Here is a 14,635-nt window from a genome sequence, read left to right on the forward strand (position 1 = left end):
ACTACTAAAACTAGTCACTTTTAAGGAAATAATTGTTTAAAATAATATATAAAGTAGAACCTTTTATACCTAAAATATTTATAATAAAAGAAAGGCATATCTTTTATTTTGCTAGTGAATCAAAATTTTTTCTTATCCATATTATAAAGAATATTGCCGATATAAATACCATAATTTCTATAGGGTTGAATATCAGTGAGAATATGGGTAATAATGCTAATATGGATATGGATGAAAGATAAAAGGGTGTCTGACTCAGTATTAAAATATCTCCTATAAATTTGTTTGAGTATGAATATCCAGATCTTACGGAAATAAATGGTGATAATATTATACCTAGTGGTATTATAGATAGGTATGTAAAAAATAGTAAAAAGTAGAAGAAATATGTGGTAAATCCGTATATTATGGGACTTATAGATGCTAGATACTTAATTATAGAAAATATTAGCCATATAATAGTCATAGATATTAAAAATATTCTTATTAACTCATTATTAGATACTTCTAGATTTTTGTTTCTACCGATCCTTTTATATTCTATTACTATTGGTTTCATTGAAAATATTATCGGAACTAGAAAACCTAAAGAAATTATAGATATTACTATTGATATAATATAGCTTAAATTTAATCTCCTAATAATTGTAATATTCAATCCCTTATCTTTATTTAGGAAATTCTTTAAAGATATATAATAGAAAAATGTGATAAATATTAGAAATATTAATAATAAAAATAGGTTATTTCTAAATATAAAAGATAAAAATATTATTATTAATGCGTATATAATTATAAACATGTATATCTGGCGGAATTTCATTGATCTGGTTGAGAATAACATCTTTAGTTCTGCTATAACCAAATCTAGAGATATATATAAACCATACCAAGATGCTACAAGATTAAATATAATTAATATAATGAAATATGATAATATAATATAAAATATAGAAAATACTAAATTTGTTATTCCTATAAGTACAGTATCCCATTTATTGAAAGATAAGAAAAAAGCAACTATTACAAGGTAGTAAAACACATTTTTATTAATTTTTATATATTCAAACATTCTTTAATATTATATATCTATATTTTTATTTTTTCCTATTAAGATAATATCATGAGTGATAATAGTATAATATCTATAACAGATCTGTATAAGATATTCACTTTTAAGAGTACCAAAGATATAGAAGTACCAAAAAAAATTTCAGAACAGGTAATTGGGCAAGATTCTGCGCTAGATATAATTAAAAAAGCTGCAAATCAGAAAAGAAATGTACTATTAATAGGAGATCCCGGTACAGGTAAGTCTATGCTAGCCCAAGCCTTAGCAGAGATAATTTCTGAAAATAAAAATAATATAGATTCTCTAGAGGATATAGTCGTTTTTCCAAATCCCCAGGACGAATATAATCCTATAGTTAGAACTTTCCCTGCAGGTACTGGAAAAAAGTTAGTAGATGAAATGAAAAAGAAAATTGCAGAACAGGCAAAATTCTTTCAATATTTCTATTTGGCTTTATTACTAATAGCATCATTAACTCCATTGTATTTTTATTATGTACAAAATTATATAATGGCAGGATCTACATTTATTGGTTTTATGATACTAATAGCAGGTCTATCTTTTTCAATGCAGTTTGTTCAAAAGCAAATATTAAAAGGTGTTCCAAAAGTAATTGTTGATAATAAAGATAAGACTAGTGTTCCTTTTGTAGATGCGACTGGAGCATTTGAGGGGATGTTGTTTGGTGATGTGCTTCATGATCCCTATCAATGTCTAAGGAAGCAGAATGAAATTTATGTCGTAAACGGAGAGAAAATAATTCCAATGGAAATTAACAAATTTGTGGAAAATATTTTGAAGGAAAATGAGGATAAATTATTTATTAATGAGGAAAATAATATAAAAATTGTTGCTACTAAAGTAAATAAACCAATTTATATTCTTGGATATAAAGATGGAAAAATTCAACCTGTTAAAGTTATATCTGTTAATAAAAGAATTGGTCCTCAAGAGATATATAATATAAATAGTAGAGATGTTGTAATATCTGTTACTCCAGATCATAAAATATTTGATAGAAATTTAAAAATGATAGAAGCAGAGAATATTAAAAAAGATATATTTTATAGGTTCTATGATAATATAAATATTTTAACAGAAGAAGATATTGTAAGAACATATGGAGAAGAAGAATTAGAAAGATATAAATTATACTTAAAATGGAAGGAATTTAAAGAAAAAAATCCTGGTATAGGATATAAAAAAGCAGCAAAAATATTAAATATACTAGAATTCAAAATAAAGGAGTGGGAAGAAGGAATGAAACCTCCAAGTTTATATATAATTGGAGAGTTAAAGAAATTGAATTTATTACCATTAAAACTATCTGATGATAGATTATTAATTATTGCAAGAATTATTGGTGGATTATTTGGAAATGGAAATATAGATAAAAATTTGAACACTTTAGCATATATATCATCAGAAAAAGAAGCCATTGATAATTTCATAAGAGATTTAAAATCTATATTTGGTGATTTTACATATGAAATAAGAGAAAGTGATAAAGCATATTTATTTAGAACTACTGAAAGAAGGATAATAAGATTTTTTGTTGCATTGGGTGCTCCAGTTGGTAAAAAAACAGAAATTATATTAAAAATACCAGAGTGGATATACAATAGAAGAGATTTAATACTATCCTTTTTAGATGGTTTTTATAGTGCAGAAGGTTTTGTACCAAGATATTGGAAATGTAAAGATGGACATAAAATAAAAAATAAAGTAGAAATAATATTGTTAAATAAAAATAAGGAAACAATAGAAGAATTAGAAAGGTTTATAGATAAGTTGTATACATTGAGATTAAAAGCGAGATTAAGAATAGAAAGAAGAGATGGAAAGTATTTAATAAGAATAATGTTTAGTCAATCTTTTGAAAATACTTTTAGATTATATAAATTAATAGGATTTTCATATTCTCCAAGAAAAAGAGAGAGATTTGAAGAAGTTATTAATTCATATATTAAAGATTATTCAGAATTTAAAAGAAAAAATGTATTAGAAGCTATTCAAATATTGAAGTATAATTATGATAGAAAATTATATAGGGTTAAAGAATTAGTAGATGTAACATATAATATAACAACAGAATCTGGTAATTTAATTGTAAATGGCATATTAGTTAAAAATTCTGGAGGACTAGAAACACCAGCTCATCAAAGGGTAGTTGCAGGTGCGATACATAAAGCAAATAAAGGTGTGCTATTTATAGATGAGATTGGAACATTAAGACCAGAAGTCCAGATAGAGTTATTAACTGTATTACAAGAAAAGAAATATTCAATATTTGGAAGATCAGAAAGATCGGCTGGTGCCATGGTTAGGACTACTCCCGCACCTGCAGATTTTATATTAGTAGCAGCAGGTAATTTAGAAACAGTGGAAAAATTACATCCTGCTTTTAGATCAAGAATTAGGGGTTATGGTTATGAAGTATATATGAAATCTGAAACGAAGTTTACTAAAGAAACTGCACTAAAATATGCACAGTTTGTTGCTCAGGAAGTTAAAAAATCCGGTAATATACCACCATTTACAAAAGAAGCCGTTATAGAAGTAATAAAGGAAGCTCAAAGAAGATCCGGAAAAAAAGATTATTTAACATTAAGATTAAGAGATTTAGGTGGATTGATAAGATTAGCTGGTGATATAGCTAGATTAAAAAATAAAGAATTTGTGGAAGCAGAAGATGTTATAGAGGCTAAAGATAAGGCGCTAACTCTAGAAGATCAAATATCTAGATATTATATAGAGAGAAGAAAAGAATATGAATTGATTAAAAATGAGGGAAGTCTTATAGGAAGAGTAAATGGATTAGCAGTAATTGGATCTAAAATATATTATTCTGGAATTGTATTGCCTGTGGAAGCAGAAGTTGTTCCTGGAAAAGGAGCAGGGAAGGTAATTGCAACGGGTAATTTAGGAAAGATTGCTAAAGAAGCAATAATAAATGTATCTACAGTCATTAAGAAGAAATTTAAAGAAGATTTAAAGAAATATGATGTTCATGTACAATTTTTACAAACTTATGAGGGGGTGGAAGGCGATTCTGCATCAATTACCGTGGCTACAGCAATAATATCCGCATTAAAAAACTGGCCTGTAAGACAAGATATAGCAATGACAGGATCATTATCTATTAGGGGAGAAGTATTGCCTATAGGCGGTGTAATAGCAAAAATTGAGGCAGCAATAGAATATGGTTTGAAAGAAGTATTAGTACCAGAAAGTAATTATAATGATATTCCGGAAGATTTATTTAATAAGATAAAGATAATACCTGTAAAAACAATAGATGAAGTTATAGATCATGCTTTAATTAAGAATATTTAAAAATTTTTTTTATTATTATCTCTTTATGAAGAAGATACTCTATCTTTTATTTTTATTATTGATTTATCCAATATATTCCCAAAATGTTTGGCACGAAAATAATGTATATGATCCAGTTACATTTTTAAATATAAGCTTATCAAATAATTATCTTCAACCGAATAATATATTATACTATAATGTTTCTATAAATTATAGAGATATATATTATATACCAAATGCATCATTGGTAATACAGATAATTCAAAAAGGTGATAATAATAGCATATATCCATATCAATTTAATAATGATAATGAAATATATGAATATGTAATAAGAAATCTATATTTACAACCCGGGGAAACTATAAATATACCATTAAAATATATAGTACCTTATAATTTAGATCCTGGATACTATTATATTGTTGCATACTTATATACACCTCTAAACAATATAAATGGTTTGCCATTTATATACTATCCTGGATCATATACAGAATTTTATGTAGATAGTATTAATGGAGGTTATCCATCAATGTATATTGTAAAAAATGACACTTATCTATCATCTAGTTCTTTATATACATACGGTTCTATATTATACTCTTCAGGATATTATTATTCTTCATTAAGTGGGCCTACAGGATATGGAGTATCTAATGGTTTAAATATGTCAGTAGATATATATTCTCAAAATAATGCTAATGCCACATTATTATTATTAATATCACCATGGGATGATATTCTATACAGTCCTGTATATAATAATACATATAATATAAATTTGAATTCAGGTTATAATATAATAAACATAGATAATATAAATATTTCAAGTTTACCACCAAATGTATATTCTGCTAGATTAGAATTGCTATATAATAATACAGTAGAATCAATATATAGATTAAGATTTATAGTTTTGGGTCCAACTACCAGATTAGATGGAGTCTTTTTACAGGGAAATGGAAATCTAACATTTATAGTTGCTCCATCTCCAGATCATTATACGTACCCTACAACTCCAAATGTCATTGCCCAAGTATATTCTAATATATTAGGATTTAATGAAAATATATCTCTCGGAAATATAAGTTGGTATAATACTCAATTTACATATGTAAATTTACAATTGCCATTAAATTCGACAAAATTTGATTTATGTATAAATTTGTATTCTAATAATAATCTAGATTATAATTATTGTACTTATTATAATATTAATCAATCTGATACATATGGTTTACCATTATCTCAATTAGTTTATGTAAATTATACAAATAATTATTTCTATATATGTTCAAATATATCTGGCAATCTAATCGTTGCATATAATTCTCCAGCAAATACACTATTATCAACAAATGTAGATAATAATTGTTATAATTATAGTGATATTAGTAATGGAACGTATTATATATCATTTTATTCTTCTCAATATTCTAATCAATGGATAATTAATAATACTTACTATCCTTCAAAAACAAATATATTGATAAAACCAATAAAACAACAAAATGATAATATATATTATCTTGCCTTAGTAATAGTTATAATAATAATTTCTATATTATTATATATGATAAAAAGGTGGAAAATATTCGCGATATTTATAGTTGGTCTCGTATTTTTATCAACTATCCATTCTCAAACTATAACAGTATCACCAACTAATCTATGTTCTCCTTCTGGATCAGTAACCATTACAACTTCAAATTATTCTGGTGATGTAAATGTAAATTATACATTCTTTAATCCAAATAATAATTTTGTATATTCTAGTGGTCAATACAAGTATTTTGGTAGTTCTTATTCTTATACAATCGCATTGAATAATCTACCAGCCGGTATTAATGTACCAATTGAATATAATATAGATGTTGAAAATTGTACAATTGTTAATTTATCTATTTCATGTAGTTATAATACCTACAATGGATATATATATTCAAATTACCCATTTTATTTTGAATACTATTCAAATCCAATATATACTTCCTCAGATGATGCAGCATATATTGTTGCAGGATGTTCAAATTCTGAAAATATTATAAATAATACATACTTTAATTTTACTGTAATATTGCCCAATGGAACCAGTATTTTAACAAGGACTAATTGTTCAGGGGCAGGAGATCCTGATTGGGGACAGAATTTATGTGATTTAAATATATATAATTATGATAATTCAATAGGTAATTATACTTATAATGGATCATATGATTATAATGGACAACTATATAATATACCATTTGTAGGAAACCCATTACAAGTATTGGGTGCGTCCGCTGGTACTTTTACCAGTGTTTCTTGTACCCATGCTGTAGCAGATGTAAGTGCAAATTCTAGCTCTAATCCTCTACAAATTTATTTTAATTACAATGGTCCAAACACAGGTAATTACTATACTTATGATAATGGGGTATATATATTAGCCCAGAATACTTCTCTTGGATTTAATGTGAATGGTGGATATAATGGTTTATGTTCAGATGGTGTGACAAATTCAGGAACTCCTTCAATAGCATTTTGGCTATATTCTACAGATCAATATTTCGATCCAAATTCATCTGTATATATTTTAGGAACTTCCAATGCTGGTATAACATTTAGTAATTATTTTGTGGATAGGAGTACAATATATAATATACATCCAAATGAAGGTTTTGTTTTACCATCTGGTTCTCCGTTATGGCTAGCTCTGGAAGGTGGATCTTCTGTCAATGTATATAATTTCAATGAAAATAATCCAGGATATTATATATTATATACAGATTATATAAGAACTGTTTGTGGAAGTCCGGAAGATTATATATGTGATCCAAATGGTAATCTATGTAGTTATGGCCATATACAAGGCGAAGCCTGGGGATGGTTGCCAATAAACCCCGAACCTGGATATTATTTCTTAGTGATAAATCCAGATGCGACAGTTAATGTTCAAAATATAAGTTATTATCCTTATATATATAATATAAATCCCGGTGATCCTATATATCTCGGATATATTGATAATATAGGAATTGGTAATCTAACTGTAGGAGAAAATTATATATTGCCAGATCCAATATTGGTAAATAATAATTTCTTATTGCAAGAAAATCAAAATATATCCTTATATGCATATTTTCCAACAAATGAATGTTCTCATGTAAGCTGTCAAATACCATACAATGTTAGTTATCAAAATGCATACGGATTAACAGTATATAGTCCAGTGGAGTATTCTGGATATATAAATATATATTGGGATAATTTGTCTGTTTATACAAATCCATCAATAACGAAGATTACTTATGGACCAGTTAATCTAACTATAGGAGTAGAAAATTTAGGACCTGTGCCAGCAGAAAATGTTTCTATATATAATTTACAATATGATCCTGCATGTGTACAAATATTAAATATTTATAATGATTCACTAATAAACCCGGGCGCTACCGCATATTTAAATATAGAGATAAATATAACTAATTCAAATTGCAACCCACAAGATTATAATATATCATTTAGTGTATATGGTTGGAATACATATATATATAATTACTCTTTATTATTACCATTAAATCAGGTAAATAATCCTCCAAATGGCGTACAATTAAGCTCTAATACCGTATTTAATATAAAAGATATAAATTATCAAGCATGTTATATATCATTTAATAATGCTCAATATCCAAGAAATTGTAATTCTGATTTCTTATATCAAAATGGAATGTGTGCTGGTTCTATATGTAATACAGAAGTAATTACAGATAATCAATATGCACAATTTGACAATTATTATACATATTATAATTATCTAACCAATTCCAGTTCTATATTTGGAGTATCATCCTCTAGTCAAGTAATATCTATATATGTAGGCCAACAATATAATTATCAGGTATTAATAAAAAATCTAGTACCATCTCAAATAAATTGTACAATAGATACATTGCCAATAATATCAAATGATGACGCACAAGTACTATATTTTAATATAAACGGAATAAATAATCTTAACTTTACCATAGGTCCTGATGGCGTTGCTAATCTATATATTAATGTCTTGGGTTTGAAATCCGGTGTAGCTAATTTAATATATGGATTTACATGTAATAGTTTATACGGATCATCTACATATAGTCAAGAAGTGCCTGTATATGTTCTAGAGCCAAATGGACAACTAGCAAATAATGTTAGTAACTTGATTACATCAGAGGAAATAAGTCCTGGAGAATTAATAGGAGTTTCTATAGGTATATTAGCAGTAGCACTAACACTTGGGCTAATATAATTATTTTGATTTTTTAAAAAATCTCTTATTTAATTCTAAAACTATATCATGTATGCTTATTCCGAAAAATAATAATGCTAATAAATATATATCATATATTGTGCTTATAATTCCAGCTATAAATAAATATGCATGATGTATCTTTGTATGATATCTTTTAGTCTTGGTTTTTATTTCTATGATAAATTCCGTACTTGTTTTTCTTGTAACATATTCAGCAGATACAAAACCTGCTATGAACAGTAAACTATAAGCTACTAGATCATATATCATTATTTATAAGTCGATTATATATTTTAAAAATCTTATTCTGTATAAAGATATAATTATGGAAATAAATATAATTAATAGAGAGAAAAACGAATTATTCAATAGAGAGGAATTAGTTGTTAAAATAGATCATAAAAATGAGGCTACACCCAAAAGAGATGATATAAAATCAAAAGTTGCTGCTATGGTTGGAAAAGATGATAAATTAGTTGTAGTAAGGAAAATAATTACAGAATATGGAAAACAATCATCTAAGGCATATATAAATGTATATGATGATCAAAATTTATTATTAAAATTAGAGCCAAAACATATATTAAAAAGAAATAAGATAATACAATGAGTGAGAAGGAATTATCTGTCATGAAATTGTATAGGTTAGAAAGCGGGAGAGTGGAAAGGATTAAAAAGATATGTCCAAAGTGTGGAAGATTTATGGCTGATCACAAAGATAGATATACATGTGGATATTGTTCATATACAGAATTTAAGGAAAATAAGGATCAAAAAATATTAGATGGAATCGGAATCAAAATATAAAATTTCTTATTTTGGACCTTTAAGATCTTTTATCGGTTTGATGTTTCAAATACCAAAAAAAGATCATATATATATCTTAGATATGAAAAAAGATATAGATGATGGCTTTGTACATACTTTCTTTTGTATAAAACCATTAGATATATATCTATATAATTCTAATTTAGAATTAGTATCTTATAAGAAAAACATGAAACAATTTAGTATATTATTACCAAAAAAGCCATTTAGGTATATAATAGAAGGTATAAATCTAGATAAAAATAAGATAAATTTTGCTTTATCAAATCTTTCCAATAGTATCAGATAATATTTCCATTTCTATAAATAATCTGTCTACGGAACTTTTTATATTCTTTACGCTATTATTTATATTTGCTAATATTTCTGTTTTTAGTGCTGGATATATATATGGATTATTTGCAATTTCTTTATAATACATTTCTATATAGTTTTTTATTAATTCTAACATTGAGAAAAGATTATTTATAAGATTGATTATATTATTTATCTCCTGCATTTCATAATTATATAGGTAATATTGATTATTTTGGTAATATTTTTCATAATTGTTTAGATTTTGAATATATAATATGATATTATTCATCTGAGACATAATATTTTTTATATTATTTAATATTTCATTTTCATTATCTTGCACATTATTCATATAGAAAGAATAATATTTTAGAGTTTTTATATTTTCAGGGAGGAGGTGTATTCATCATATCTCAGACGCGCGCAGCCTCATCATATATATCTCAATATTCCTGTATTATTTTTATTTATCAAATCTTTTATAAGATAAAAATCTTTATCAAATATTGCTCTCCATTCTTTGTTGTATATAGTAGATGCAGGATGTAGAGTCGGAATTATCTTTATTTCTTTGTTCCAATAATTTATCTTGTATACTTTGCCTCTGTCTTTCATTATAGAATTAAATTTTATATTAAAGTAATTAAAGATCCATGATGTAGAGTAAGATCCTAAAGTAATTATTATATCTGGTTTAAGAATATTTATCTGTTTTTCCAACCATATTGAGCAAGCCTTTATCTCTTCATCAGTTGGTTTTCTATTATTTGGAGGTCTGCATTTTATTAAATTAGTAATATAAACATCTTTTCTATCAATATTTAATATATGATTTATATTTTCTGTTAAAATCTTTCCAGCTTTTCCTACAAATGGTTTTCCTTGTATATCTTCATCTCTTCCTGGTGCTTCACCTATAAATAAAATTTTACTATTTATATTACCATCACCTGGAACATAATTAGTCTTATAATTACATAATGAACATCTATTACATTTTAATATCTCTTTATTTATATCATTTATTGAATCCATACAAAATATATAAAAATAATTTTTATCTTTTTTAGATGTTTGCTCATGCTAAAGGAAATAAAAATTCAAAGTGGAAAATGATCGGTATCCCATCTGAAGTCGGTAGTTTATCAAATATAAAATTTTATTCAAATGGACCTAAAGCAATTAGAGATGCATCATATAAAGTATTTGATACATTATTGGGAGATATAGATTTGGAAGATATAGAAGATCTAGGGGATATAGATATAGAAGATATAAGAGATATAAATTATTTATATAATTATATATATAATAGATTAAAGGAAATATATGATAAAAATAAAAAATATATATTTTTAGGTGGGGATCATTCTATAACATATCCTATATTAAAATTAATTAGAGAAAATTGGAACAATTACAAGTTATTATATTTTGATGCACATCCAGATATGCATCCAGATCCTTATCCAAACTATGAAAGTTATATATACTATTTAATAAAAGAAGAATATTTGAATCCAGAAGATATAATCATGGTTGGTATATCTAATCTATCTTTTGAAGAAAAAAATATATTAAAGGATTGGAATATAAAATATTATAATTTTTATGAAGTATGGGATAATATAAATGATATTTCTAGAGAAATAAGTAATATATTAGATAATAAAAATTTATATATATCTATAGATATAGATGTATTTGAAAATGGATGTGGCCATTGGTTGGAGGGAATGGGAATAAAGGTATATCATTATTTAAAGATATTGAAGGAGTTAAAAAATGTACATTTAATTGGTTTTGATCTGACCGAATTATTTTCTAGTAATATATGCAATAATCTAGCCGTAAAGATAATATTAGAAACTATATCTATATTTAATTATTATAAATAGAATGTATATATATTAATAATATTAATATTGTTCCAAAGATTAAAGTATTTAAGGTTAATAATATTATTTTTTCATATATATTTAATTTTATTATATAGTTAATAAAATCAATGAAGTTAATTATTATAATTGGTATACCAGAAGATATTCCTAATAATATTTTTTTATTATTTGGATATTTATGATATAAATATGCATGTATAGCTGTAAAATAAAATATTATAGAAATTAATATATTTTCAATAGAATAAAATATTATATTGTTATATATTATATAATATAGAGAGCTAAATATAAATATGAATATAAATAATATTAAAAAATACATTGTAAAACCTTCTATTTTCCTATTAAATAGTTTATATATTAGATATAATATTATGATTTCGAAAATGGAAAATATTAATATATCTATTATAAAAAATATATTTTGTTCCAATGAAAATAGTATTTGTAATAATAATAATATAAATAGAAAGCAGAATATATATCTTTTATAAATATTGATATTATTTAATTTAGTAAAACTAATGTTCTTATTATCTTTTGATATATTAAATAATACTACAAATAATATTAATGGTATTAGATATGGAATATTTATATTATATATATAGACTAAAATAAATAAATAAAATACTGATATTATATAAAATATAAATGATTTTCTATTTATTATTAATTTTTCTTCTCCAATATAGTTCCCAATCAGATAAGATATTATGAAGAAAAATATATTATTATATATAAATATAAATAGGCTATTTATATTTAATAGTCTAGCTAATATATCAATTGGAACTAAAATATATAAAAATTTGATCATATTTGTATTTGATCTTTTTAATAAAAGATATAATATTGGTATATATATTGCTCCGAATACAGAAAATGATATTAAATAATTTTTTATATATATGAAAGATATAATTATAGATAAAAAATAAAATAATATATATAATATAAAAATATATTTTGATATATTTTGATTTTCGTCTATATATTTATCTATAAATGTTTCATTTGGCATTTATATATATTTATTAATAAATTATTATAAATATTATACAATTTTTATACCATTTCCCGTTTTTTCTAGATATACATCTGTAGACCCATAAAAACTAATATTATTAATAAATTTACATGGTATTATATTACAAATGTATTTATCATTATAACTTTCTGTACAAATTTTATTATTATATACATAAGTTTCTGATAGAAATACAAAGGACTGATTAGAAATATTTTCATTATTAATACAAAAATTGTAGACAAAATAATAGAAATCTGAATAATAATTTTCGCATATTTGTATATTTATACTAGATAATTGGCCGTCTATAGATATAAAATACGAATTATTATCGCAATTACCATAGTAATTAATTATTCCTAAACTATAATTATTTATATACACCCTAAATGGATATGGAAAAACTGCGCAATCAGGTAGTTCATTATAAAAACTATTATTAAAATAAATTAATTTATTTATTGTTGTATAAAATATAGGGTAACTTGGCGACCCTAAACAATTATTAGAAAATATTTCATATAATATATTTTGAGAATAAGAAAAGTCGTTGTTGCTTTCATAATTATATAAATCATATCCAGAATATATAGATGTTATTAATATTATCCCTACTAAAAATAATACCAAAATTATTGTTGTAAATATTATAGAAAATTGAGATTTCATATTAATTAATACATGATGTAGGTGTAGGCGGTGTTATTGTTGCAGGGCATGATATTGACTGAACGCATTCTTGTGCCAATGATTGGTCACATCCGCAATATGTTCCCAATACACATGCAGAACATGTATTGGATATGCTATATATATAATTATAATTTATTGTTCCTTCTCCATTTTTCGATGAGGAGCTTCCGCATATTATATTATTATTTGAATTACAAGAATCCTGATTATTATTTAATGTACAAGAGGAAGATATCACTTGTCCTGTAGTTAAGTTATATGTATATGTACATGAATAGTCGCAGATTTTATGTGCAGTATATGTATCATTATTTTGATATACTATAGAATTTATATTTATTTTTTGGGGAACTGTATTTCCATTATAATATATATTATATTGTGTATCTTCACAACTTAAAGTAATTATACATGCAGTATTCTGAGCTATGCATGTATATGGACAACTTGCAGAACATAAATTTGGAGTTTCTATACTTTCATTACATTTTATATATGGATTATTTGTAAATTGCTCAAAATTTTGTGCACAAGTATTTATAAAATTATTATTTAAAGCATTAGCGCAATCTACGAAGGAACATTGAGAAAATTCTCCAGATTGTGAAAATTGAACGCCTTCATTATATAAATAAAATGCAGGATTATCGGATACTGTTTGATTAGCGCTATAAGGATATATATATTCTGAATTATTATTATAAACGGTTAAATATATACCAGTCACGTATACAGGATATTCATAATTATAATTACCAGCTTCTATATTATTACACGAACCTAAAACACCAGCATAATAATTTGTTGAAATATTGGTTTCTATATTGTAAGGATAATAATATTGTAATTTTTCTAAATCATATATACTATTATATATATTTGTTGCTATACCCTCTTCTGTTAAATTACTATAATAATTTAAAGCAGCCTGGCATGATTGTGGAGCACCGCAGGCTTCTGGATATGCCGCCCAATATTCTTTTCCCCACGAATTTAACCCCGCTATATAAGATTGTGTGTACGCTTGTTGTGTAATTAAAGTATTTATATAACCTAGAAAATAATCTGTTAGTGTTACTGAAGAAGTGAATCTTATAAATATTTCATTTTGTTTGGAACTTAATGATATAGATACAAAAGATAGTATTATAATTACAGTTATAAAAGCTATAAATAATAACACATATATAAATTCTATTTGATTTCTCATT

The 14,635-nt window shown here is 24.7% G+C and carries 13 protein-coding genes; 6 read left to right on the top strand and 7 right to left on the bottom strand.

Going from position 1 to position 14,635, the window contains the following annotated elements:
• Positions 1 to 103 precede the first annotated feature (103 nt).
• On the bottom strand, positions 104 to 1,072 hold the full coding sequence (locus tag MJ2HA_RS00460) for a hypothetical protein (RefSeq protein ID WP_258393307.1): 969 nt from the start codon (positions 1,070 to 1,072) through the stop codon (positions 104 to 106).
• A gap of 51 nt (positions 1,073 to 1,123) precedes the next feature.
• Between MJ2HA_RS00460 and lonB the strand changes: the two genes are divergently transcribed.
• Together lonB and MJ2HA_RS00470 are read left to right on the top strand one after the other, a co-directional pair.
• Positions 1,124 to 4,408, top strand: coding sequence for an ATP-dependent protease LonB (gene lonB / locus MJ2HA_RS00465; protein ID WP_258393308.1), 3,285 nt, complete (start codon positions 1,124 to 1,126; stop codon positions 4,406 to 4,408).
• Positions 4,409 to 4,433: 25 nt separating this feature from the next.
• Positions 4,434 to 8,666, top strand: a complete 4,233-nt coding sequence (locus MJ2HA_RS00470) for a COG1361 family protein (RefSeq protein WP_258393309.1) — start codon at positions 4,434 to 4,436, stop codon at positions 8,664 to 8,666.
• Here the strand turns inward: MJ2HA_RS00470 and MJ2HA_RS00475 are convergent, their stop codons facing one another.
• On the bottom strand, positions 8,667 to 8,939 hold the full coding sequence (locus MJ2HA_RS00475; RefSeq protein ID WP_258393310.1) for a hypothetical protein: 273 nt from the start codon (positions 8,937 to 8,939) through the stop codon (positions 8,667 to 8,669).
• A 55-nt stretch (positions 8,940 to 8,994) separates the two neighbouring features.
• Here MJ2HA_RS00475 and MJ2HA_RS00480 point away from each other — a divergent pair, with 55 nt between their 5' ends.
• Genes MJ2HA_RS00480 through MJ2HA_RS00490 form a run of 3 tightly spaced genes read left to right on the top strand, consistent with a single transcriptional unit; the run spans position 8,995 to position 9,786 of the window.
• Positions 8,995 to 9,279, top strand: a complete 285-nt coding sequence (locus MJ2HA_RS00480; RefSeq protein ID WP_258393311.1) for an eS24 family ribosomal protein — start codon at positions 8,995 to 8,997, stop codon at positions 9,277 to 9,279.
• On the top strand, positions 9,276 to 9,476 hold the full coding sequence (locus MJ2HA_RS00485; RefSeq protein WP_258393312.1) for a 30S ribosomal protein S27ae: 201 nt from the start codon (positions 9,276 to 9,278) through the stop codon (positions 9,474 to 9,476). Before MJ2HA_RS00480 ends, MJ2HA_RS00485 begins: the two co-directional genes overlap by 4 nt.
• The gene (locus MJ2HA_RS00490; RefSeq protein WP_258393313.1) at positions 9,454 to 9,786 is read left to right on the top strand and encodes a DUF192 domain-containing protein; all 333 of its coding nucleotides are present in this window, start codon (positions 9,454 to 9,456) and stop codon (positions 9,784 to 9,786) included. Before MJ2HA_RS00485 ends, MJ2HA_RS00490 begins: the two co-directional genes overlap by 23 nt.
• Here the strand turns inward: MJ2HA_RS00490 and MJ2HA_RS00495 are convergent.
• Positions 9,760 to 10,146 (bottom strand): hypothetical protein, encoded by a 387-nt coding sequence (locus MJ2HA_RS00495; RefSeq protein ID WP_258393314.1) that lies wholly within the window; start codon positions 10,144 to 10,146, stop codon positions 9,760 to 9,762. The genes MJ2HA_RS00490 and MJ2HA_RS00495 overlap by 27 nt on opposite strands.
• Positions 10,147 to 10,226: 80 nt before the next feature.
• Positions 10,227 to 10,829 carry a type-4 uracil-DNA glycosylase gene (gene udg, locus MJ2HA_RS00500; RefSeq protein ID WP_258393315.1) on the bottom strand — a complete coding sequence of 201 codons (603 nt, stop codon included), beginning with the start codon at positions 10,827 to 10,829 and terminating at the stop codon, positions 10,227 to 10,229.
• A 35-nt stretch (positions 10,830 to 10,864) separates the two neighbouring features.
• On the opposite strand from udg, the gene MJ2HA_RS00505 reads away from it, so the two are divergent.
• Positions 10,865 to 11,692, top strand: a complete 828-nt coding sequence (locus MJ2HA_RS00505) for an arginase family protein (RefSeq protein ID WP_258393316.1) — start codon at positions 10,865 to 10,867, stop codon at positions 11,690 to 11,692.
• On the opposite strand, the gene MJ2HA_RS00510 is transcribed toward MJ2HA_RS00505, so the two are convergent.
• Genes MJ2HA_RS00510 through MJ2HA_RS00520 form a run of 3 tightly spaced genes read right to left on the bottom strand, consistent with a single transcriptional unit; the run spans position 11,676 to position 14,634 of the window.
• Positions 11,676 to 12,722 carry a hypothetical protein gene (locus tag MJ2HA_RS00510; protein ID WP_258393317.1) on the bottom strand — a complete coding sequence of 349 codons (1,047 nt, stop codon included), beginning with the start codon at positions 12,720 to 12,722 and terminating at the stop codon, positions 11,676 to 11,678. The genes MJ2HA_RS00505 and MJ2HA_RS00510 overlap by 17 nt on opposite strands.
• A 33-nt stretch (positions 12,723 to 12,755) precedes the next feature.
• Positions 12,756 to 13,400: a hypothetical protein gene (locus tag MJ2HA_RS00515; protein WP_258393318.1), complete on the bottom strand. Its 645-nt coding sequence runs from the start codon at positions 13,398 to 13,400 to the stop codon at positions 12,756 to 12,758.
• 1 nt (position 13,401) lies between these two features.
• Positions 13,402 to 14,634, bottom strand: a complete 1,233-nt coding sequence (locus MJ2HA_RS00520; protein WP_258393319.1) for a hypothetical protein — start codon at positions 14,632 to 14,634, stop codon at positions 13,402 to 13,404.
• Position 14,635 lies beyond the last annotated feature (1 nt).

It is taken from the genome of Nanobdella aerobiophila, assembly GCF_023169545.1.
GTDB lineage: Archaea > Nanobdellota > Nanobdellia > Nanobdellales > Nanobdellaceae > Nanobdella > Nanobdella aerobiophila.

Coding starts and splice junctions, on each gene's coding strand:
- MJ2HA_RS00460 (WP_258393307.1), bottom strand. CDS start 1,072: ATGTTTGAATATATAAAAATTAATAAAAATGTGTTTTACTACCTTGTA.
- lonB (WP_258393308.1), top strand. CDS start 1,124: ATGAGTGATAATAGTATAATATCTATAACAGATCTGTATAAGATATTC.
- MJ2HA_RS00470 (WP_258393309.1), top strand. CDS start 4,434: ATGAAGAAGATACTCTATCTTTTATTTTTATTATTGATTTATCCAATA.
- MJ2HA_RS00475 (WP_258393310.1), bottom strand. CDS start 8,939: ATGATATATGATCTAGTAGCTTATAGTTTACTGTTCATAGCAGGTTTT.
- MJ2HA_RS00480 (WP_258393311.1), top strand. CDS start 8,995: ATGGAAATAAATATAATTAATAGAGAGAAAAACGAATTATTCAATAGA.
- MJ2HA_RS00485 (WP_258393312.1), top strand. CDS start 9,276: ATGAGTGAGAAGGAATTATCTGTCATGAAATTGTATAGGTTAGAAAGC.
- MJ2HA_RS00490 (WP_258393313.1), top strand. CDS start 9,454: ATGGAATCGGAATCAAAATATAAAATTTCTTATTTTGGACCTTTAAGA.
- MJ2HA_RS00495 (WP_258393314.1), bottom strand. CDS start 10,146: ATGAATAATGTGCAAGATAATGAAAATGAAATATTAAATAATATAAAA.
- udg (WP_258393315.1), bottom strand. CDS start 10,829: ATGGATTCAATAAATGATATAAATAAAGAGATATTAAAATGTAATAGA.
- MJ2HA_RS00505 (WP_258393316.1), top strand. CDS start 10,865: ATGTTTGCTCATGCTAAAGGAAATAAAAATTCAAAGTGGAAAATGATC.
- MJ2HA_RS00510 (WP_258393317.1), bottom strand. CDS start 12,722: ATGCCAAATGAAACATTTATAGATAAATATATAGACGAAAATCAAAAT.
- MJ2HA_RS00515 (WP_258393318.1), bottom strand. CDS start 13,400: ATGAAATCTCAATTTTCTATAATATTTACAACAATAATTTTGGTATTA.
- MJ2HA_RS00520 (WP_258393319.1), bottom strand. CDS start 14,634: ATGAGAAATCAAATAGAATTTATATATGTGTTATTATTTATAGCTTTT.